The following is a 20023-nucleotide window of genomic DNA, read 5'->3' as shown; positions in this document are numbered from 1 at the left end:
GCTGCCGCTTGGGCCGCGCCCTGGGCCGCTTCCGCCCGAGCGATGGCCGCCTCGGCCTCGGCCTGCGCGGCCCGGGCGGCGGCGATCGCGGCCTCCGCCCGGGCCTTCAGCTCGGATACCTGGTTTACGGGTTCGCTGGGGGTCATGGCCTGAATCCTAGCCCCGAGACGAGCGGCGCGGTCAGGTCATTTCGGGCCGAACCGTGCAGGAGCGGTCAGGTTCCCTCCGGCGCGGCGGGCGGCGCCGTCGCATCCGTCTCCGGCCGCACGAAGACGTAGTCGTTGGCGGCGTCCAGTTCGGGGCGGAGACCCTGGGCCAGGGCATCCGTGAAGAGCGCGCGGGACCGATCGCGAAGCCGGGCGGCCGCGGCCGGGTCGTCGGCCCGGAGCCGTTCGTAGTCGACGTCGAGCGGGAGCCGCAGGCGAGCCTCCCAACCCGGCCTCGGCGTGCCGGCGAGGGCTCCCCGCACCCGGGCCGACTCGAGCAGCCAGCGCACCTCGAAGCGGTCGCTCCGGTCGCTGCCGGTGATGACGTCGTCGAGGCGCCCGTAGAAGTCCGGCAGGAAACGCACCACCTCCGCGCCCAGCTTGACCAGGTTGAAGTGCGCGTTGCGGCGGATCAGGGGGTCGAAGGTCCAGCGCATCTCGACGATGCCGTGTTCGAGGCAGACCGCCCGCTGGAGCAGTTTGAGGGCGTAGCCGACGCCGCCGCTGCGCCGCCACGGCACCACGGCCGCCATGTGAGAGTGCAGGTGGATGCCGTCGGACCAGCCCAGGAAGCCCAGCGTCGCACCGACCGGTTTGGCACCTTCGCTGGCGACCAGCACGGTGTTCCCGGCGTAGTCGAGGGCGAGCAGCATCGAGCGGTCGGGGCTGCGACCGACGCCCCAGGTGCGCTCGAACAGCCCGATCACAGGGGTCATGTCGCCGGGTTCCGCCATCCGCACGGACACCCCTGCGGCCTCGGCGGCGGCATCCGCCAGCCGGTAGGCCTCAGCGACAATCTCGGGCTCAACGCTCATGCAACGAGTAGACCACATTCGCCCCCCGGGCATAACTCCTGCAATACGGGCGAATTCCCGCCGAACCGGCCTGTAGGGGGCTTTTTGGCACAATCTGCAGGAGTTATGCACGGGCCGAGCGGATGCCCAAGGCCGGGCTAGTGGCCGCGGCCCGAGACCACGTCGGCGATGCTCGCGATCGGCGAGGTGGTCTGCCGCCGGGTCAGCTCGGCGCGGTCGGCGAACGAGTAGGCCCGGTAGAGGGCGTGTACGGCGAGCCAGCGAAGCGGCTCCGGCTCCCAGTTGCGCACCCGGTGGTTCACCCAGGGCAGCCCGGTCAGACCGGTGTCACGCTCGAGGATCAGGTCGGTCAGGGTGCGCCCGGCCAGGTTCGTCGTGGCCACCCCGGTGCCCACGTAGCCGCCGGCCCAGGCCAGCCCGGTGACCGGGTCGAGCCCGACGGTCGCCGCCCAGTCACGCGGAACGCCCAGCACGCCTGACCAGGCATGGTCGATCGCGACGCCGGCCGTCGCCGGGAAGAACCGGGCCAGGATTCCGCGCAGCGCCGCGACCGTGCTCGCCGGGGTGTGCCCGTCGGAGTCGGTCTGCGAGCCGAAGCGGTAGGGCACGCCCCGGCCGCCGATCGCGATCCGGTCGTCTGCCGTGCGCTGCGCGTACATGTACGCGTGCGCCATGTCGCCGAGGGTCTCGCGGCCGTTCCAGCCGATGCTCTCCCACACGGCTTCGCCGAGCGGCGCGGTCGCGATCAGCGACGAGTTCATCGGCAGCCAGGCCCGGTGCAGGCCCTTCAGCCCGGCCGTGAAGCCCTCCGTGGCGCGCACGACGAACTCCGCCTCCACCGCGCCATGCTCGGTCATCGCCCGGTGCGGCGTGATCTCGCTGACGCGGGTGTTCTCGTAGATCTCCACGCCGAGCGCCAGGACCACCCGGGCGAGCCCGGCCGTGAGCCTGGCCGGGTGGATGCGCGCGCAGTGCGGGTGCCACATCGCCCCGGTGGCGCCGGCCACGTCGATGCGGGTGCGCGCCGCCGCCGGGGAGAGGAGTTCGACATCCGTCATGTCCCACCGCTGCTCGGCCCGGGCGGATGCCTCGAGCCGCCGCTGCTGCGGCTGGTCGTAGGCCACGGTGAACTCGCCGCCCTTGACGATGTCGGCGTCGATGCCCTCGGCCGCGGCGACCCGGATCACCTCGTCGACGGTCTCGTTCATGCTCGTCTGGAACCGGGCGGCGGCCTCTCGCCCATGGCTGGCGACGTACTGCTCGCGCCCGCCGGTGATCGAGTTGGTCAGCCAGCCGCCGTTCCGCCCGGACGCGCCGTAGCCGGCGAAGCGCTGCTCGAGGATGACGACGCGGAGCGCCGGGGCGGCCTTCTTCAGGTAGTAGGCGGTCCACAGCCCGGTGTACCCGGCGCCGACGATGCACACGTCGGCCGTGATCGGCCCGGGCAGCGGCGGGCGCGGGGCCGGCCGGCCGATCTGGTTCCACCAGAAGGAGACTTCACCGTTGATCACGGGCGCGACGCCAGCCGGTCTTCCATCCCCCACGCCTCGCCGTAGCCGCCCTCCTCGATCGGCGCGGCCATCAGGTCGAGGAACGGCTTGGCGTCGAAGGCCTCCGGGCCGAGCACGCCGATGCCGCCCCAGGTGCCCGCGGCGAGAAGTTCCAGCGCGATGACCGGGTTCAGCGCGGTCTGCCAGACCACGCACTGGGCGTCGTACTCCCGCATCGTCCACTCGTTGTCGCTCACGTGATAGAGGTAGACCTCGCGCGGCCTGCCATCCGGCCCCGTGCCGGTGATCCACACCCCGGCGCAGGTCTTGCCGGTCATCCGCGGCCCGATCGTGGCCGGGTCGGGCAGGCAGGCGGCGACGACGTCGCGCGGGGCGACCATCACCGGGTCGGCCGCGCTCCGCACGCGCACCGGTTCGACGCTGTCCAGGCCGAGCAGGTGAAGGGTCCTCAGCACGCCGATGAACTCCTCGCCGAGACCGTACTTGAACGTGACCCGCTTCGCGTCGAGCCAGCGCGGCATCAGAAGCACCTCCTCGTGCTCAACGTTGACGCACTCGACCGGGCCGATGCCCTCCGGGAAGTCGAACATCTCCGGCTCGCTGAACGGTTCGGTGGTGAACCAGCCCCTGTCCTTCTCGAAGATCACCGGCGGGTTCAGGCACTCCTCGATCGTGGTCCAGATGCTGAAGGAGGGCGCAAAGATCTCGTTGCCCGCCTCGTCACGCACCACCAGGTTGGCGCCGTCGCGGGTGCCGAGCTCGTCGATCTCGCGGAACAGATGGTCGGACGCGTAGCGGGCGAAGACATCCGACAGGCCCGGCTCGACGCCCATGCCCACGAGGGCGAGGCGACCGGCGGTCTCCCAGTCGGGGCCCTGGGCGAACTGGTCGTCACCGAGCTTGACGCCCGTCTCCGTGTACGGTTCGGTGGGGTGAGGCTCGGACAGGCTCGCGGCCATGTCCAGGTAGTCGCAGCCGGCGGCGAGCGCCCCGGCGAAGATGGTCGGCACGAACTTGGGTTCCACCGCGTTCATCACGTGGGTGGCCCGGTGTTCCCTCGCCACGGCCGCGACCCGGTCCGGGTCGCCCGCGTCGATCTGTGCCGCCGTGAACCGGCTCGCGACGCCGGGTCCATGCTTGGCCGCGACGGTGGCGACGGTGCGTTCCGCCCGGGCGAGGTCGTAGTCGCAGACGATGACGTGCTCGAAGAACGTGCGTCGGGCGATGATCTTCGCGAACGCGTCCCCGACGCCGCCCGCCCCGACAAGGAGGATTCTCATGGCACGACGCTACCCTGCGGCATCCGCCCCTGTCTGCCCCGCGGGCCGTCGAATTCGACGGAGATTCTGGGCAAAAGTGATGTTTTGGGGCGTTTCAGGCGTCATTTCCGGCAATTCTCCGTCGAATTCGACGGGGTGACGGATGCCGCGCTGCGAGGTGCCGTTCGCCGTCGAGTTTCGCGGCGACCGGCGCCCAGAGCAGCACGGACACCCCCACGCCGAGGAGCAGCCCGCCGATGGTGTCGGTGAGCCAGTGGGCGCCGAGGTAGGTGCGGCTGACCATCATCACCCCGGTGTAGAACGCTCCGGCCAGCCAGGCCCAGACCCGCGGGAAGAGGATGGCCAGGCAGACGGCCATGGTCGCGGCGTTGGCAACATGACCGGACGGGAATGAACCGAAGTCGCTGGTGACCAGCATGTCCTCCGGCCTGGCGCGCCCGAACAGGTTCTTCAGCACCTGCACGAGAGCGCTGCTCACGATCGTCGCCGCGAGGAAGTACCCGGCCGCCCATGGTCGCCGGAGCAGGAGGAACGCGGCGAGGATGAGCACGGGGATGACGATCACGCCGGCGATCCCGGCGCCGAGGAAGTTCATCGCGAGCGACAGGTACTCCCAGACGGGAGCGCGGTGCTCGATGATCTCGTCCATCCACGCGGCGTCGATCCGCAGCGGCTTACCGTTGTCCCGGTAGACGATCAGGGCTCCGAGCCCGAATGCCAGCGCCAGCGCTGCCAGCGCGCTCACGAGCGGCCAGCGCCGGGCGATGCGGCGTGCGGCGGGGGCGGCGGCGGTCTCCGGGGATCTCTCGCTGGTCATCCGTCAATGCTAGAACGTGTCGCGGGCAGATCGGCTCCGCCGGCTTGCCCCCCAAGGTCTGCACGCCGGACCGGAGATTTTCGCAACACGCCGTCTTCGCGGGCGGGACACCCCGCACTGTGCGAAAAACTCCATCGCGAACGTTCGCGCCGGCCGGCACTCCGGGCGGCCGGGCGGGGCCGGGCGGGGCCGGGCGGCCTCAGCGTTCCAGGGCGGGCACGGAGCGCGGGCGCACGACCGTCCACAGTACGACGATCGCGACGAGGGCGGTGGTTCCCATCACCGCGCCCATCGGGATGGAGTTGCCCACGCCGAGCACGCCGACGATCGGCGAGATCAGGCCGGCGACGCCGAAGTTCGCCGCGCCGAGCAGCGATGCGGCGGTGCCCGCCTCGTGCCCGTGCGCGCTCAGGGCGATCACCTGCACGCTCGGCAGGGTGAACCCGCAGGCGGCGATGAAGAACCAGAGCGGCACCAGGGTGCCCCAGAGCCCGGCGCCGGCCAGGTCGAGCAGCACGATGGCCGCCGACGTGATGACCAGCACCACCGTCGACACCGCCACGATCCACTGCGGGCCGACGTTGAACCGGTGCATCAGCCGGGAGCTCAGCTGCACCCCGGTGACGATGCCGAGCGAGTTGACGGCGAAGAGGATGCCGTACTGCTGCGCGCTGAAGCCGTAGACCTCCTGGAAGAGGAACGACGACGCCGAGAGGTAGGAGAACAGCCCGGTGAACGTCATGGCGCCGATGATCGCGACGCCGACGAAGATCCGGTCGCTGAGCACGGCCCGGTAGCGCTGGGCGAGCGTGCTGTGCCCGGCCGTGTGCCGTTCGGCCGCGGGCAAGGTCTCGACGATCCAGAACGCGACGGCGAGGATGACGACGGTGCCGTACGCGGCGAGCACCCAGAAGATCCCGCGCCAGCTCATCACGAGCAGCAGCTGGGAACCGATGACCGGGGCGAGCACGGGCGCGAGGCCGCTGATCAAGGCGAGGCGGGACAGCATCCGCACCAGCGGCTTGCCGCCGAACAGGTCGCGCACCATGGCGAGGGCGACGACGGCGCCGGCCGCGGCGCCGAAGCCCTGGAGCAGGCGGAAGACGCCGAGCCAGACGATGTCCTGGGAGAGCGCGGCGCCGACACTGGCCAGGATGTGGAACCCGGTCGCGAGCATCAGCGGCAGCCGGCGGCCGACCTTGTCGCTCCACGGGCCGACGATGAGCTGGCCGAAGCCGAAGCCGATCATCGTGCCGGTGAGGGTGAGCTGGATGGCCGCGGCCGAGACCCCGAGCTCGTTCTGCAGGGTCGGGAAGGCCGGCAGGTACAGGTCGATCGTGAACGGGCCGAGCGCGGTGAGCGCGCCGAGCACGAGGACGTAGACGAGGCGCTGGCGCCGGGTGAGGGCATCCCCGGGGTGCGGGGCGGTCGACCGGAGCTGGGCCTGGGTGATCACGGGAATGACGGCGGTAGTCACGTGGTGGAGTTCCTCGGTGTCGATGGGGAGTGTCTGGTGGGGCGTCGGCCGGGCGGGGCTGACAGGGGCTGGAGACGGCGTTCGCGCACCGAGTCACGGGCGACGCTACCGGCAGCGGAACACGGAGCCGCTGTCTGGAACAAGCGGGCCCGGGCCGTTCCTATTCCCCCGGCCGGGATCCGCGCCGAAGATTGCGCGAATCGGCCGGATCGCGCACCGTGCCGCCAGGCCGGACACGCGGCCTAACCAGGTCAGGAGGTCGGCACGCCGCTCGGGTCGTCGAGCAGCCCCTCGAAGGCGAGCTCGGCCGCGCCGATCATGAGCAGGTTGGAGCCCAGCTCGGCCGCGCTGACCCGCACGCTGCCGAACGAGGACACGAGCGTCATCGACGCCACGGCGGCGCGCAACCGGTCGGGGTCGACGGCGAACAGCGCGGCCAAGAACCCGCCGAGCACGACCAGCTGCGGGTTGAGGATGTTGATGGCGCCGGCCAGGGCCACCGCGAGGAAGTCCAGCTGACGGTTGACCTCGTCCCTGACCTGGGGAGAGTCGGAGGCGAGCAGGGCCTGTTCCAGTTCGTCGGCATCCGCGCTCTCGAGCCCGAGCACCCCGAGCAGTTCCTCCCGGGTCACCTCGGCCTCGAGGGTGCCCGTGATCCCGGCGGAGTCGGTGCGGGAGCCGCCGCTCACCCGGGTGTGGCCGAACTCGCCCGCGTACCCGGCGATGCCGCCGACGGGGTTGCCGCCGACGATCATTCCGCCGCCGATGCCGCTCGCTCCGCCGTTGAGGTAGATCAGGTCGGTGATGCCCTTGCCCGCCCCGAAATACTGTTCGGCGAGCGCGCCGAGGCTGGCGTCGTTGGCGGCGAAGACTGGGAACCCGGTGAGCTGTTCGAGCATCTCCTTGAGCGGTTCGTCGGTCCAGCCGAGGTGCGGGGCGAAGCGCACCAGGCCGTCGTGGGCGCGCACGAGGCCGGGCACGGCGACGCCGATCCCGACCACCCGGAACCGGGACTCCGGCTCCCCGCGCATCCCCTCGATCACCGCGCCGGCGATGTTCACGGCCTCGCTCGCGCTGGGCGAGCGTTCGGTCGCGTAGCGGATGCGCCGGTGCACTGTGCCGTCGAGGCCGACGATCCCGATCGTGACGGCGTCGATCTCGGGGTTCACGGCCAGCGCGACGACCTGCTCGGCGCAGAACACCACCGGGCTGGGCCGGCCGACCTGGTTGGTGGAATCCGGGTCGCGTTCGCCGGCGAGGCCGAGCTGGCCGAGCTCGCCGACGAGGGCCGCGATCGTGGACCGGTTCAGGCCGGTCAGCCGGGTCAGCTGCGCGCGGGAGGTCGGCCCGTTGCGGTGGACGATGCGAAGGATCGCCGACAGGTTGTGCCGGCGCACATCGTCATGGTTGCTGCCCTGCACCGTGTCTTCCAATCCACTCGTCGGCCCTCAGGCTATCGTTCCTCCCCTAGCCCTCCGGGATGATGCCGGTCGACACGAGGCTCCGGTACCAGAGCGCGCTGTCCTTGGGGATGCGCGCCTCGGTGTCATAGTCGATGTAGACGATGCCGAACCTCTTGGAGTAGCCGTAGGCCCATTCGAAGTTGTCCATGAACGACCAGACCTGGTAGCCGCGCAGGTCGACGCCGCGCTGGATCGCCCGGTGGGCGGCCGTGAAGTGCCGGCGCAGGTAGTCGGTGCGCTCCAGGTCGTGCACCGCCGGGCCGGCCGGTTCCTGCACGACGACGTCGGCGAAGGCCGCGCCGTTCTCGGTGATCATCAGCGGCTGGTCGGGGAACTCGTCGTGCAGCTTGACCAGCAGCTCCTCGAGGCCGGCGGGCTCGATGTTCCAGCCCATCTCGGTGTAGGGACCGGGCTGGGCGAGGAACTCGACCCGCTCGGCGCCGGGCCACGGCGAGGCGCCGACGTCCATGTGCCCGTCGGAGTGCTGGAACGGCGACACGCCGTCCCAGAGCCGCACGAGCGTCGTGGAGTAGTAGTTGACGCCGAGCACGTCGAGCGGCTGGTGGATGATCTCGGTGTCACCGGGCCGCACGAACGACCAGTCGGTGATGCCCGCGGTGTCGGCGAGGACATCAGCCGGGTATTCACCGGTCAGGAGCGGCCCGAGGAAGACCCGGTTGCCGAGGCCGTCGATCTGCCTCACCGCTTCGGGCCCGGTCTCGCCCTCGCCGCGGATGACGTGCAGGTTGAGCGTGATCGAGAAGTCGGGGTCGTTCGTGACGACCTTCTTGAGCTCCGTGATGGCCAGGCCGTGAGCGAGGATGAGGTGGTGCACCGCGGCGAGCGCCGCCGCGTCGTCGGTGCGGCCCGGCGCGTGCGCGCCGGAGGCGTAGCCGAGGTAGGCGGAGCACCACGGCTCGTTGAGGGTGGTCCAGGTGTCGATCCGGTCGCCGAGCGCCTCGCCCATGATGCGGGCGTAGTCGGCGAAGGCGTACGCGGTGTCCCGGTTGGTCCAGCCGCCCTCGTCCTCCAGCGCCTGTGGCAGGTCCCAGTGGTAGAGAGTCGCGATCGGGCGGATGCCGCGGGCCAGCAGCCCGTCGACGAGGCGCCCGTAGAACGCGAGACCCTTCTCGTTGGCGGGGCCGCGGCCGGTCGGCTGGATGCGCGACCAGGCGATCGAGAACCGGTACGCGTGCAGTCCGAGGGACTCCATCAGGTCGAGGTCTTCCTCGAGGTGGTGGTAGTGGTCGCTGGCCTGGTCACCGGTGTCGCCGTTCTCGACCCTGCCCGGCGTGTGGCTGAAGGTGTCCCAGATCGACGGACCCCGGCCGTCCTCGTCGAACGCCCCCTCGATCTGGTACGCGGCGGTGGCCGAACCGAAGATGAAGCCCTCCGGGAATTCGAGCCCGGAGTCGCGGTAGTCGGGGTTGCCCTGGCGGGAAACGGTCATGAGAGGGTTGCCTTTCCGTGGGCGGATTCCGTGGTGTCGCCTCCCGCGCGCCGAGCGCGGAATGCCGCGGTCGAGTCGCTGTGCACGGTGACACCGTCGCCGCTATCCACAATCGTAAAGGTCACGACGATGGTGCCGAGCGGATTCGACACCTGCACGGTGCGAGTCGGCGCTCCGCCCGGGTAGACGGTGAGCAGAACGTTCTCGGTGAAGTCGTAGTCCGGGACATCGTCCCTGGCCCCGGTCGCGAGCACGGCACCCTCCCGCACCCAGAGCGGAATGCTCGAGAACGCATGGGTCTCCCGGCGCCAGGCCGGGCCGGCCTGGGTCTCGCCGGTCAAATAGTTCGTCCAGATTCCGGCCGGCAGGTAGTAGGACACGTCGCCGGCCTCGCTGAACACCGGGGCGACGAGCAGATCGTGGCCGAGCAGGTACTGGCGGTCGAGGTAGTCCACCGCGGGGTCGCCGGCGAATTCGAGCTGCATCGGCCGCATGAACGGGATGCCGGTGCGGTGCGCCTCCAGGCCGACCTCGTAGAGGTACGGCATCAGCGAGAGCTTGAGTTTCGTGAACCGGCGGGTGACGTCGACGGCGCTCTCCCCCGGCGCCTCGGTGCCGTCGTCGAAGAGCCACGGCACCCGGTAGCTGGTGGAGCCGTGCAGCCGGGAGTGGCTGGACATGAGCCCGAAGGCGAGCCAGCGCTTGAGCACGGCCGCGTTGGGCATGCCCTCGAAGCCGCCGATGTCATGGCTCCAGAACCCGAAGCCGGAGAGGGCGAGGGAGAGCCCGCCGCGCAGGGTCTCGGCCATCGACTCGTAGCTGGAGGAGTTGTCCCCGCCCCAGTGCACAGGCTGCTTCTGGCCGCCGACGGTGGCCGAGCGGGCGAAGAGCACGGCGTCGCCCGTGCCGCGCTGCTCCTGCAGCACCTCGAACACGGCGGCGTTGTAGAGCTGGGTGTACCAGTTGTGCATCCGCTCGGGGCTTGAACCGTCGTGCCAGACCACGTCCAGCGGGATCCGCTCGCCGAAGTCGGTCTTGATCGCGTCGACGCCCTGGGCGAGCAGGCGGCGCAGCTTGCCCTGGAACCAGGTCACGGCATCCGGGTTGGTGAAGTCGACCAGGCCCATGCCGGCCTGCCAGAAGTCCCACTGCCAGACGTCGCCGTTGGCCTTCTTCACCAGGTAGCCCGCGGCCTTGGCCTCGGCGAAGATCGGGGCGCGCTGGGCGATGTACGGGTTGATCCACGCGCTCACGTGCAGGTTCCTGCCGTGCAGGCGGGCGAGCATTCCCTCGGGGTCGGGGAAGACGCGGGGGTCCCATTCGAAGTCGGTCCAGTTGAATTCGCGCATCCAGAAGCAGTCGAAGTGGAAGACGGAGAGCGGCAGGTCCCGTTCGGCTATGCCGTCGATGAAGGAGTTCACCGTGGCCTCGTCGTACTTCGTGGTGAACGAGGTCGACAGCCAGAGGCCGTACGACCAGGCCGGCACCTGGGCGGGGCGCCCGGTGAGCGCGGTGTAGCGGCTGAGGATCTCCTTGGGCGTCGGCCCGTAGATCACGAGGTATTCGAGGTGCTCGCCGGCGACCGAGAACTGCACCTGTTCGACCGATTCGCTGCCCACCTCGAACGAGACGTGCTCCGGGTGATTGACGAGCACGCCGTAGCCCCGGTTGGTGAGGTAGAACGGGATGTTCTTGTAGGACTGTTCGCTCGACGTGCCGCCGTCGGCGTTCCAGATATCGACGGTCTGGCCGTTCTTCACGAGCGGGCCGAACCGTTCGCCGAGCCCGTAGACGAGTTCGCCGACGCCCAGTCCGAGGCGGGCGTGCGTGTAGGCGGATGCCGGGGCGAGCCCGGTCGCTGTGACGCCGGAGACCCCGGTGGGTTCCGCGGCGATGGGGGCCCCGGCCGCGAGCGAGATGTGGCCGATCGACTTCGGGCCGCTCTGGGTGAGGGTCCTGCCGTCGGCCTCGAACCGGAGGTTCCAGGGGCTGCCGCGATCGATCCGGGCGGTCAGGGGGCCGCTGGTCACCGATCCGCCCGTCTCGTCGACGGAGACGATGCCGCTGCCGCGGGTCTGGCCGTCAAGCTCGAACCCGGGCTCGATGTGCCCGCCGGTGTCCTTGGCCACCCGCACCCGGATGATGCCGGGCAGCGGTGACGAGAGCGTCACCGAGAGCAGCGCCCGGTTGAGCACGTCGCCACGGTGGGCGATGACCCTGGTCGGCGCATCGATTCGCAGCGCGTCGCCGTCGGCGCCGGCATCCGTCACGGTTTCGAGGTCGTACGCCTCCTGGGCGTAGAGGGGGGTCACGCCGGGGCGGACATGCCAGAATCCATCGGTGAATTTCATGATTACTTGACTGCTCCCGCGGTGATGCCACGCGTCAGCGTGCGTTGGAAAATCAGGAAGAAAATGAGCGTCGGCAGCAGGCCAAGCAGTGCCGAAGCGCTCGTGGTGGTGACGTCCATCAGCCGGTCGCCCTGCAGCACGCTGATCGCCACCGGAACGGTCTGGTTCGCGTTGCTGACCAGGAAGGTCAGCGGGATGAGGAACTCGTTCCAGGTCCAAATGAAGAAGAAGATCAGAAGCACCGAGAGCGTCGGCCGGCTGATCGGGTAGACGACCCGCCAGAGGATCTGCCAGCGGCTCGCCCCGTCGAGCGACGCGGCCTCGAGCAGTTCCTTGGGGAAGGTGCCGTAGACCGAGGCGAGCAGGTAGGTGCCGAACGCGCTCTGGATGACCGTGAAGATGATGATCACGGCCCAGACGTTGTCGTACAGGCCGACCTGCTTGAACATGTAGTACAGCGGGTAGAGCAGGGCCTCCTGCGGCACCATGTTGGCCAGCAGCACGAGCACGACGATCCAGGTGCGTCCGCGCACCCGGCCGATGCCGATCGCGAAGGCGTTGAACATCGAGATGCCCACGGCGGCGACCGCCACGACGGTGGAGATCAGGATGCTGTTCCAGAGCTTCTCCGGGAAGTTCACCCTGGTCCAGAAGTTGACGATGCCGTCGAAGTAGAGGTTGGTCGGCAGGGTGAGCGGGCCTGAGCTGTTGTAGTCGGCGGGCGACTTGAACGAGTTGATCAGGATCATCAGGAACGGGACGGCGATGAAGAAGCCGATCAGGATCGCGACGACCAGGATGACCCAGTCGCCGGCCGACTTACGGGTGTGCACCGTCGGCAGTTTCGGGGGGCGGGGAGCCGCGGCGCGGACCGGGCGGAGTTTCTCGGTCAGGGTGGACATTTCTAGCGCTCCTCGTCCCGGCGCTCGAGCCGGGTCTGGAAAGTGATGAACACGATCGCGACGATCGCGACCACGACGGTGAGTGCCGTCGCGATCGTGGCGCCGTAGCCGACCTGCTGGTTCTGGAAGAACTCGCTGTACGAGTAGTAGCTGGGCACGATCGTGGACGTTCCGGGGCCGCCGCGGGTGAGCGCGTAGATCGGGCCGAACACCTTGAGGGCGGCGATCGTGCAGGTGAGGGTGACGACGAAGATCTCGGGCCGGATGATGCCGACCGTGATGGCCTGGAACCGCTGGAACCAGTTGGCCCCGTCGAGTTCGGCGGCTTCGTACAGCTCGGGGTCGACGCGTTGCAGCGCAGCCATGAAGATGACGATCGGGTAGCCGAGCTGCACCCAGACCATGATCACCATGATGCTCGCGAGGGCCGTGTCGGGGCTGCCGAGCCAGTTGTGCTGCAGCGACTCGAGGCCGACAGCGCCGAGCACCTGGTTGAGCGCGCCGTTCTCGGGGCGGAGGATCCAGCCGATCACGATCGCCGCGATGACCACGGGGAGGATCTGCGGCAGGTAGTAGGTGGCGCGGAGGAAGCTGGCGATCCTGCTGCCGAACTTCTTGCCGACCAGGTCGAAGAGCATGGCCGCGAGCACGAGGCCGAGCAGCGTCGGCACGATCACCATCGCGACGATCATCGCCACCGAGTTGCCGAACGAGGTCCAGAAGACGTCGTCACCGAACAGCTTCGTCCAGTTCTCGAAGTTGTTCCAGACCGGCGGGCGGATGCCGCGGTAGGAGGTGAAGGTCAGGTACAGGTTCCAGCCCAGCGGGATGAGAACGATGATGGTGAGCAGGAGCAGGCCCGGAAGAAGGTAGATCCAGAAGCCACGGCCGGTCGCCCCGGGGATGAGGCTGGTGATCGGGGCGGCGCCCGCGGGCGCCTTCCGCGAGGCGGTCTTCGTGCCGGCAAACGGGGCTGGTGTGGCCATCGTCGTGCCTTTCTTGAGTTCGGTGGTCGGGCTTCGCGCCCGGTGGTCGAGCTCCGCGCCCGGTGGTCGAGCGTGTCGAGACCCCACGAGGGCCTCGAGCCGCTCCGAGTTGCGGAGAAAACACCTTCACCCTCGAGTCAAGGGTGTTTTCTCCGCAACTCAGCGGCCGGAAGGACTACTTCTTGATGTCCTTGATGCCGTCTTCGTATTGGCCGCCGAGCTGGGTCAGCACGTCCTTGGACGACTTGGTGCCGTTGATGAGCTCCTGCAGGCCGGCGTTGAGCTGGTCGTAGAAGGTCGGGGTGGGCCAGTCGGGGTAGAACGCGATGCCGTCTTCACCGGTGAGGGTGTTGAAGTTGTCGATCAGTTCCTTGCTCTTCGGGTCGGTGATGTCTGCCGCGTTCGCCGCGACGGGCACTCCGCCGTTGTTGCCGATGAGGGCCTGGATCTCCGGTCGCATGGTGATGTCGATGAACTTCGCCGCGAGGTCCTTGTTCTTGGCGTTCTCCGGGACGACCCACATGTTGCCGGCGGAGCCGGGCGACATCTTCGCGCCGGGGTAGAGGAAGGTGCCCCAGTCGAAGCCCTTGACCTCGGTCGTGAAGCGGTTGTACCACCAGCTGCCGGAGAAGAAGATCGGGTTGGTGCCGGCGATGAAGGCGGTGCCGGCATCCTCTGCCTTGGTGCCGCTGGCGTCCTTGCTGATGTAGCCCTTGTCGGTCCAGTCCTTGATGGCCTCCGTGGCGTAGCTCAGTTCCTTGCCCTGCCAGTCGACCTTGCCCTTGTAGAGCTGGTAGTCGTCGACGAAGCTGCGGTCGGCCTTGGTGAGGGCGAGCTGGTACCAGAGCTGGCCCAGCGGGTACTCGGCGGCCGACTCGGCCAGCGGGGTGATCCCGGCATCGGCGAAGGTCTTGAGCGCCGCCTCGAATTCGGCCTGCGTGGTCGGGATCGCGATGTTGTACTTCGCGAACATGTCCTTGTTGTAATAGACCTCGACGAATTCGCCGTAGTTGGGCACGCCGTACCAGGAGCCGGAGCCCATGATGCCGTTCTCGTCATACTTCGCCGTGGTCTGCAGCGACGGTGCGAGTTTGTCGGCCCAGCCGTACTTCTTGACGGCGTCGTCGAGGTTGCTCAGCAGGCCCTGGCTGGCCAGGAGCCCGGCGGTCGCGTTGCCTTTGTTGTACTCGAGCACGTCGGGGGCCTTGTCCGAGTTGAGCACCTGGCTCGCGGTCGAGCGGATCTGCTCGAAGCTCTTGGCCTCGAACTTGACCTTCGCGCCGGTCTCCTTCTCGAAGGTCTTGATCGCCTGGTTCCAGGCGATGCCCATCGCGCTCGTGTCGCTCTCGAAGTCCCACAGGGTGAGGGTCTTGCTCGCGTCGTCCGCCGCGCCGCCGCCCCCGCCGCTTGCACAGCCCGACAACAGGGCCGCCGTTGCCGCCATCGCCACGACGGCGAGAGTGCGCTTTCCTAATCTCACGTTCTACCTCCTTGTAGTGGGCGACGCTGGCCGCCCCGAAACCCTGAGCGAAACGCAATCGAAACGCTTCGATAGTTGCAGTGCCTATCGCCTGCCGAAACGCTTCGACAGTGGGTCGCTTTGAAGCATAGAGGAGGGAGGGACTTCCACACAAGGGGTTTGTTGAGATTTACAACATATACGCGCAACGGGGCGGGGACGCCCGTGTGCCACCCTCGCCGGCACCGCGTCCGAGGGCTACCACGACCGTCAAACCGGGCGGGTCACGCCGCACTGCCCGGCACTCCAGCCGAGAAGGGTCCCGCTCATGTCGAACCCCCGAAATGAACCGAACCGGGCCCCGGTCCCACCTCCTCGAGGTCGTGGGATCACTGCCGTACCCCCGCAGACCGCCCTGGGCCGGTGGGCAATCGGCCTGTCCGTGATCGGGCTGGCCTCCTGGCTGATCCTGCCGGTGGTCACGACGATATTCCGCGAGACGTACCCCGTCACGGACACCTGGGTGATGCCGGCCATCGGAACCGTGCGCATCGACGCTGCGGCCGTGCTGAATGTTCTGTGCGTCTGGCTGTGGCGGGAGCGCTCAGTGCTCAACGTCATCGCCCTCGGGGTGACCGTTCCGCTGGCCCTGGTCTTCGTGGTCGGCGAAGGACTCGGCGACGCATAGCCGAGGTCGCCAATCCCCGGGGACAGGGGCGAGTCGACCCTCAGCGGCGGGGCGTGGGAGGCGCGATCGATCCGCGCTCGAGGAAGCGCGGCGGCACGAGCTCGACCCGGGGTGCGATCGGGACGGCGACCTGCTCGATCGCCAGCTCCACCGCCCGCGTGCAGGAGTCGGCCGCGACAAGCGGGATGGTGTCAAGGGCAGGCTCGAAGTGATCCGTCTCGAAGCTCGCGCACGCGGAAATGACCGACAGGTCCTGCGGCACGCGCAGACCGCGTTCGCGCAGGATGTCCATCACGGCCGCCTGCACCGTCTCCTCGCAGTGCAGCACGAGGGCGGTCATCCCCGGCAACGTCCGGTAGAGCTCGTCGAGGGCCGCTCGCACGCTCGGACCGTCGCGCTCGGGCATGGCGAACGCGGTCGCGACCCCCTCCGCCGCCGCGGCGCTGAAGAAGCCGTCCCGGAACCGGGGCGGAAAGTTGGAGCCGCGCGCATACACGCCGGGCGAGTGGCCGATGAGCCCGATCGACCGATGGCCGGCGTCGGTGAGTCGACTGATCGCCAGGGCTGCGGCGGCTTCGAAATCGAGGTCGACACAGACGAGACCCTCGGTGTCCCGCGGGATCCCGATGAAGACGGCCGGGGTGCCGAGTTCTCTGATCACCCCCACCCGGTCGTCTTCGGCCGCGACGTCGAGCACGATGATGCCGTCGACAAGCCGGCTGGAGGCGACTCTCCGCAGTCCGCTGGTGGCCTCATCCTGGGTGAGCAGCAGCACGTCGTAGTCGTGGGCGCGGGCGGCCTGCGCAACCGCGAGCACGAAGGCCATGTGCGCGGGCGCGTAGGTCTCCGCATGGAACGGCGCGGTCAGCGCGAAGATGTTGGTGCGCGTCCCGGCAAGCATGCGCGCTCCCGCGTTGGGCCGGTAGCCCAGCTGTTCCACGGCATTGTTGATGCGGAGCCGGGTCGACTCGGCGATGGAACGCTTGCCGGAGAGCGCGTACGACACCGTGCTGATCGACACGCCGGCCACCCGCGCCACGTCGTGAATGCTCGCCATGAACCCCTCGAATCCCTCGTGGCACAGTCTGCCGCATCAAGCCGTGCGCGGCATCCGGCCACGTCGTGCTCGTTACCGCGCGGGTGCGCCTGATTCCGACCGGTGCTGCCCGACGCGCTCGGCCTGGCCTGCCTGCCCCGTGCGCTCGGTCTGGTCTGCCTGCTCGGCCTCGGCGAGGGTGCGGACGACTCGTGCCGGGTTGCCGACGGCGATGACCCCCGGCGGCACATCCCTGGTGACGACGGAGCCGGCGCCGATGACGCTGCCGGCGCCGATCGTGACACCGGGGCAGACGACGACGTTCCCGCCGAGCCAGACGTCATCCCCGATCCGGATCGGCAGCACCCGCTCGTAGCCGGCCCGGCGTTCGCCGACGTCGAGCGCGTGGATCGGCGTGTACAGGCGTGCGCTCGGCCCGACGAGCACGTTCTTCCCGATCGTGATCTCCCCGCCGCCAAGGGCGAGGAAGTCGGCGTTGATGAAGGTGCCGGCCCCCACGTGCAGGCGAGAGCCGTAGTCCAGGTAGAGCGGCGGCCGGAAGTCGACGCCCTCGCCGGCCGTGCCGAGCATCCCGGTGAACAGTTTCTGGGCGGCATCCCTGTCCTCGTCGAAGAGGGCGGTGATCTGCCGGCAGGTGCGCTGGGTGCCGATGGTCAGCTCGGCGAGCTCGGGGCCGGAGCGGTACCGGTACCAGTCCCCCGCCACCATCTTGTCGAACTCCGAGCGACCGGGGTCCGGCGTCGGCCTATTTGTTTGAGACATGAACATATCCTATCGATGGCCGCCCGCCGAATCAGCGTCCGCCGCTGCGGCGCTTGTTGAAGATGTCGAAGGCGACCGCGAGCAGAAGCACAAGCCCCTTGATCGCCATCTGCCACGCCGCGTCGACCGAGAGGATCGAGAGGCCCATGTTGAGGACGCCCATCACCAGGCCGCCGACGATGGCCCCGACGACCGTGCCGATGCCTCCCTGCACCGCGGCACCGCCGATGAAGACGGCCGCGATGGCATCCAATTCGTAGTTCTGGCCGGCGGATGCCACGGCACCGCCCGCGCGGGCCGTGCTGACGACCCCTGCCAGGCCGGCGAGCACGCCCATGTTGACGAAGACGTAGAAGTTGACCCACTTCGTTTTCACGCCGCTCATCATGGCCGCGAACAGGTTGCCGCCGATGGCGTACACGTGCCGGCCGAACACTGTCTGGTTGAGCATGAACGTGTAGAGCAGGATCAGCACGGCAAGGATGATCAGGATGATCGGAGTGCCGCTGTAGCCCGACAGCAGCCAAGCCAGCCACATGATGGCGACGATCGCGATGCCGTTCTTCAGCCAGAGCTGGGTGAGCGTCTCGCGGGGCAACTCCAGCCGGCGGAGGGTCGCCCGGGTGCGCAGCTGCTGCAGCACGAGCGCCACGCAGGTGACCAGCCCGAGACCCAGGGTCAGCACGTCGCGTCCACCGAGTTCACCAAGGAAGCCCGGCAGCCAGCCGGCCCCGATCGCGGTGAACTGGTCGGGAAGCCCGCTGATGGTGCCGCCCGTCAGCAGGACGAGGGTGAGACCTCGGAAGATGAGCATGCCGGCCAGTGTCACGATGAAGGCGGGGATGCCCACGAACGCCACCCAGAAACCCTGCCAGGCCCCGACCAGCGCACCGACGAGCAGAGCGAGCAGCACGGACGCCCACCAGGGAAGACCCCACACGTTCGTGGCGATCGCCGAGACCGCACCGACCATGGCGACCACCGACCCGACCGACAGGTCGATATGGCCGGCGATGATCACCACCACCATGCCGACGGCGAGGATCAGCACGTAGGCGTTCTGCTGGATCAGATTGTTGACGTTGCCCGGCAGCAGCAGGCGCCCGTTGGTGAGCACCTGAAACAGCACGACGATGACGACCAGGGCGGCGAGGATTCCGTACTGGCGAAAGTTGATGGCCAGCCGCGGCTTGCGCTTGGCGGGAGTGGTGGTTGTCATTGCGGTTTAGTCCTTTCCCGCAGTCATGTAGTGCATGAGGGATTCCTGGGTGGCGTCGACGCCGGCGACTTCGCCGGTGATCCGGCCGTCGGAGATCGCATAGATGCGGTCGGAGATGCCGAGCAGCTCCGGCAGTTCAGAGGAGATGACGACGACGGCCTTGCCGGCGGCGGCGAGTTCGTTGATGATTCCGTAGATCTCGTACTTGGCGCCGACGTCGATTCCACGCGTCGGTTCGTCGAGGAAGAGGATGTCGGGGCCGGCGAAGATCCACTTCGACAGGACCACCTTCTGCTGGTTGCCGCCGGAGAGTTTGCCGGTGATGGCCGAGACGGTCGGCGCCTTGATGTTCATCCGGGTGCGGTAGCTCTCGGCGACCTTGTATTCCCGGTGGCGGTCGATCACCCCGTACTTCGCGAGGGTGGCCAGGGCCGCGGCCGAGACGTTGACGGTGATGTCGCCGATCAGGTTGAGGCCGTATTTCTTGCGGTCCTCGGTGGCATAGGCGATCCCATTCCGGATGGCCTCGTCGACGGTCCGCACGGAGATTTCCTCGCCGTTCTTGTAGACCCGACCGGAGATGTTGGTGCCGTAGGAGCGGCCGAACAGGCTCATTGCGAGTTCGGTGCGGCCGGCCCCCATCAGTCCGGCGAAGCCGACCACCTCGCCGGCCCGCACCGTGAAGGAGGCGTTGTCGACGACCTTGCGTGCCGTGTCGACCGGGTGGTAGACCGTCCAGTCCTCGACCCGGAGGATCTCCGCGCCGATCTTGGGTTCGCGCGGCGGGAACATGCTGTTCAGGTCGCGGCCCACCATTGAGCGGATGATCCGGGCCTGGGTGGCATCCGGGCCGTGCATGTCGATCGTCTCGATCGTCTTACCGTCACGAATCACCGTGACGGTGTCCGCGATCCGGCGGATCTCCTTGAGCTTGTGGGAAATGATGATGCAGGTGATGCCCTGCCCGCGGAGGTGTTCGATCAGGTCGAGCAGGTGATCGGAGTCTTCGTCGTTGAGCGCGGCGGTCGGTTCGTCGAGGATGAGCAGCTTGACCCGCTTGGAGAGGGCCTTGGCGATTTCGACGAGCTGCTGCTTGCCGACGCCGAGTTCGAGTACCTTGGTGGCCGGGTTCTCGTCGAGCCCGACCCTCGCGAGCAGGCTCGACGCCTCGAGGTTTGTCTTGTTCCAGTCGATGACGCCGCGCTTCGAGTTCTCGTTGCCGAGGAAGATGTTCTCCGCAATAGAGAGGTACGGGCTCAGGGCGAGTTCCTGGTGGATGATGACGATGCCGACGGCTTCGCTGTCGTTGATCGAGCGGAAGGTGGCTTCCTCGCCCTCGAATTCGATCCTGCCGTCGTAACTGCCGTGCGGGTAGACGCCGCTGAGCACCTTCATCAGCGTGGACTTCCCGGCCCCGTTCTCCCCGCAAATGCCGTGGACCTTGCCGCGTTCCACTTCGATCGAGACCTCGTCGAGGGCTTTGACCCCATTGAAGTCCTTCTCGATGCCGAGCATCCGAAGAATCGGACTATTCATGACTGGCGCTCCTGTCAGCGTGTTTCATCGGTGGTGCAACGTGC

16 protein-coding genes are annotated in these 20023 nt (G+C 68.4%); 1 reads left to right on the top strand and 15 read right to left on the bottom strand.

Annotation, left to right across the window (positions count from 1 at the left end):
• Positions 1-214: 214 nt before the first annotated feature.
• From E3T48_RS05545 to E3T48_RS05495, 11 genes are all read right to left on the bottom strand, one after another.
• Positions 215-1021 (bottom strand): GNAT family N-acetyltransferase, encoded by an 807-nt coding sequence (locus E3T48_RS05545; RefSeq protein WP_134522827.1) that lies wholly within the window; start codon positions 1019-1021, stop codon positions 215-217.
• 137 nt (positions 1022-1158) lie between these two features.
• Complete coding sequence (locus E3T48_RS05540) at positions 1159-2532, bottom strand: NAD(P)/FAD-dependent oxidoreductase (RefSeq protein WP_134522826.1); 1374 nt, start codon at positions 2530-2532, stop codon at positions 1159-1161.
• Positions 2529-3812, bottom strand: a complete 1284-nt coding sequence (locus E3T48_RS05535; RefSeq protein ID WP_134522825.1) for a saccharopine dehydrogenase family protein — start codon at positions 3810-3812, stop codon at positions 2529-2531. The genes E3T48_RS05540 and E3T48_RS05535 overlap by 4 nt, the downstream gene beginning before the upstream one ends.
• Before the next feature lie 94 nt (positions 3813-3906).
• The gene (locus E3T48_RS05530; protein WP_134522824.1) at positions 3907-4629 is read right to left on the bottom strand and encodes a phosphatase PAP2 family protein; all 723 of its coding nucleotides are present in this window, start codon (positions 4627-4629) and stop codon (positions 3907-3909) included.
• 199 nt (positions 4630-4828) lie between these two features.
• Positions 4829-6106 (bottom strand): multidrug effflux MFS transporter, encoded by a 1278-nt coding sequence (locus E3T48_RS05525; RefSeq protein WP_241986673.1) that lies wholly within the window; start codon positions 6104-6106, stop codon positions 4829-4831.
• Positions 6107-6357: 251 nt separating this feature from the next.
• The gene (locus E3T48_RS05520) at positions 6358-7527 is read right to left on the bottom strand and encodes an ROK family transcriptional regulator (protein ID WP_241986672.1); all 1170 of its coding nucleotides are present in this window, start codon (positions 7525-7527) and stop codon (positions 6358-6360) included.
• 46 nt (positions 7528-7573) lie between these two features.
• Entirely contained in the window at positions 7574-9019 is a 1446-nt protein-coding gene (locus E3T48_RS05515) for a GH1 family beta-glucosidase (protein ID WP_134522822.1), read from the bottom strand.
• Complete coding sequence (gene yicI, locus E3T48_RS05510; protein WP_134522821.1) at positions 9016-11370, bottom strand: alpha-xylosidase; 2355 nt, start codon at positions 11368-11370, stop codon at positions 9016-9018. The genes E3T48_RS05515 and yicI overlap by 4 nt, the downstream gene beginning before the upstream one ends.
• Before the next feature lie 2 nt (positions 11371-11372).
• Positions 11373-12272: a carbohydrate ABC transporter permease gene (locus E3T48_RS05505; RefSeq protein ID WP_134522820.1), complete on the bottom strand. Its 900-nt coding sequence runs from the start codon at positions 12270-12272 to the stop codon at positions 11373-11375.
• Between the two features lie 2 nt (positions 12273-12274).
• Positions 12275-13258 (bottom strand): carbohydrate ABC transporter permease, encoded by a 984-nt coding sequence (locus E3T48_RS05500; RefSeq protein WP_134522819.1) that lies wholly within the window; start codon positions 13256-13258, stop codon positions 12275-12277.
• 175 nt (positions 13259-13433) lie between these two features.
• A complete protein-coding gene (locus E3T48_RS05495; RefSeq protein ID WP_134522829.1) occupies positions 13434-14702 on the bottom strand; it encodes an ABC transporter substrate-binding protein in 1269 nt (422 codons plus the stop codon).
• A gap of 457 nt (positions 14703-15159) precedes the next feature.
• Here E3T48_RS05495 and E3T48_RS05490 point away from each other — a divergent pair, with 457 nt between their 5' ends.
• The gene (locus tag E3T48_RS05490; RefSeq protein ID WP_134522818.1) at positions 15160-15405 is read left to right on the top strand and encodes a hypothetical protein; all 246 of its coding nucleotides are present in this window, start codon (positions 15160-15162) and stop codon (positions 15403-15405) included.
• A 40-nt stretch (positions 15406-15445) separates the two neighbouring features.
• On the opposite strand, the gene E3T48_RS05485 is transcribed toward E3T48_RS05490, so the two are convergent.
• The 4 genes from E3T48_RS05485 to mmsA all read right to left on the bottom strand — a co-directional run bounded on the left by E3T48_RS05485 (position 15446) and on the right by mmsA (position 19979).
• Complete coding sequence (locus tag E3T48_RS05485) at positions 15446-16462, bottom strand: LacI family DNA-binding transcriptional regulator (RefSeq protein WP_134522817.1); 1017 nt, start codon at positions 16460-16462, stop codon at positions 15446-15448.
• A 72-nt stretch (positions 16463-16534) separates the two neighbouring features.
• On the bottom strand, positions 16535-17224 hold the full coding sequence (locus tag E3T48_RS05480; RefSeq protein ID WP_134522816.1) for a sugar O-acetyltransferase: 690 nt from the start codon (positions 17222-17224) through the stop codon (positions 16535-16537).
• Between the two features lie 31 nt (positions 17225-17255).
• A complete protein-coding gene (gene mmsB / locus E3T48_RS05475) occupies positions 17256-18443 on the bottom strand; it encodes a multiple monosaccharide ABC transporter permease (RefSeq protein WP_134522815.1) in 1188 nt (395 codons plus the stop codon).
• A gap of 6 nt (positions 18444-18449) precedes the next feature.
• Positions 18450-19979 carry a multiple monosaccharide ABC transporter ATP-binding protein gene (gene mmsA, locus E3T48_RS05470; protein ID WP_134522814.1) on the bottom strand — a complete coding sequence of 510 codons (1530 nt, stop codon included), beginning with the start codon at positions 19977-19979 and terminating at the stop codon, positions 18450-18452.
• Positions 19980-20023: the final 44 nt, after the last annotated feature.

The sequence above is a fragment of the Cryobacterium fucosi genome (genome assembly GCF_004403515.1).
Taxonomy (GTDB): Bacteria; Actinomycetota; Actinomycetes; order Actinomycetales; family Microbacteriaceae; genus Cryobacterium; species Cryobacterium fucosi.
The sequence above is the reverse complement of the archived record's forward strand: the minus strand, read 5'-3'. Positions and strand labels throughout refer to the sequence as shown.

Excerpts from the sequence above, each read along its gene's own strand:
- E3T48_RS05545 (WP_134522827.1), bottom strand. The coding sequence starts at position 1,021 with ATGAGCGTTGAGCCCGAGATTGTCGCTGAGGCCTACCGGCTGGCGGAT.
- E3T48_RS05505 (WP_134522820.1), bottom strand. The coding sequence starts at position 12,272 with ATGTCCACCCTGACCGAGAAACTCCGCCCGGTCCGCGCCGCGGCTCCC.
- mmsA (WP_134522814.1), bottom strand. The coding sequence starts at position 19,979 with ATGAATAGTCCGATTCTTCGGATGCTCGGCATCGAGAAGGACTTCAAT.
- E3T48_RS05500 (WP_134522819.1), bottom strand. The coding sequence starts at position 13,258 with ATGGCCACACCAGCCCCGTTTGCCGGCACGAAGACCGCCTCGCGGAAG.
- yicI (WP_134522821.1), bottom strand. The coding sequence starts at position 11,370 with ATGAAATTCACCGATGGATTCTGGCATGTCCGCCCCGGCGTGACCCCC.
- E3T48_RS05485 (WP_134522817.1), bottom strand. The coding sequence starts at position 16,462 with ATGGCGAGCATTCACGACGTGGCGCGGGTGGCCGGCGTGTCGATCAGC.
- E3T48_RS05515 (WP_134522822.1), bottom strand. The coding sequence starts at position 9,019 with ATGACCGTTTCCCGCCAGGGCAACCCCGACTACCGCGACTCCGGGCTC.
- E3T48_RS05530 (WP_134522824.1), bottom strand. The coding sequence starts at position 4,629 with ATGACCAGCGAGAGATCCCCGGAGACCGCCGCCGCCCCCGCCGCACGC.
- mmsB (WP_134522815.1), bottom strand. The coding sequence starts at position 18,443 with ATGACAACCACCACTCCCGCCAAGCGCAAGCCGCGGCTGGCCATCAAC.
- E3T48_RS05480 (WP_134522816.1), bottom strand. The coding sequence starts at position 17,224 with ATGTCTCAAACAAATAGGCCGACGCCGGACCCCGGTCGCTCGGAGTTC.
- E3T48_RS05535 (WP_134522825.1), bottom strand. The coding sequence starts at position 3,812 with ATGAGAATCCTCCTTGTCGGGGCGGGCGGCGTCGGGGACGCGTTCGCG.
- E3T48_RS05495 (WP_134522829.1), bottom strand. The coding sequence starts at position 14,702 with ATGGCGGCAACGGCGGCCCTGTTGTCGGGCTGTGCAAGCGGCGGGGGC.